The sequence below is a fragment of the Teichococcus aerofrigidensis genome (assembly GCF_054073225.1).
Map to the genome: position 1 here is coordinate 1 of NZ_JBSXMU010000278.1, position 730 is coordinate 730.

1 protein-coding gene is annotated in these 730 nt (G+C 78.1%); it reads right to left on the reverse strand.

The features are described from left to right. The coding region (locus ACVMLK_RS21210; protein WP_457487565.1) for a glycosyltransferase at nucleotides 1-730 on the reverse strand (730 nt) is incomplete at both ends.

The window sequence follows — 730 nt, forward strand, 5'->3', positions numbered from 1 at the left end:
GCGCCAGGCGGTGGTACAGGCGGACCAGCCGTTCCGCCTCGCCGGCCCAGCCGAAGCGGCCGAGCGCCGCCTCGCGGCCACGCGCCCCCATGCCGGCGCGCAGCCCGGGATCGGCCAGCCGGCGCACGGCGGCGGCGATGGCCTCGGGGTCGGCGGTGTCCACCAGCAGGCCGCATTCCGCCTCGCGCACCACCTGGGCCACCTCGGTGGCGAAGGCCGGGGCGATCACCGGCAGGCCGGCCAGCATGCAGTCGAACAGCTTGTGCGGCAGGGCCAGGCGGTGGTTCTCCACGCCCGGCTGGAACAGCACAAGGCCGATGTCGCAGCGCGCCGCCTCGGCCAGCGCCTCGCCATGCGGCAGCCAGCCCCGGCGGGTGACGCGGGCGGCGAGCTCGAGCCGCTCGGCGCGGCCGGCGAAGGCGGATTCGGAGCCGTCGGTGAAGCGCCCGACCAGGGTCAGCCGCGTGGAGGCCGGGCAGAAGGCCAGGCAGTCCAGCATCTCCATGGCGCCCCGGGCGCGGCCCAGCGCGCCGAGATGCACCAGGGTGAGCGGCCCGGCGCGATGCCGGCGCGGCGTCACCTGGCTGGCGCGGGCGTAGTTGCGCACCGGCACGATCCGCTCCGGCGCGGCGAAGTCGCCGTCGAGCCCGTCCTTGGCCACGACCACCGCGTCGGCCCGGCGCGCCATGGCGCGGCAGGCGCCCCGGATGGCGGCGCGCGCCAGGGGTGC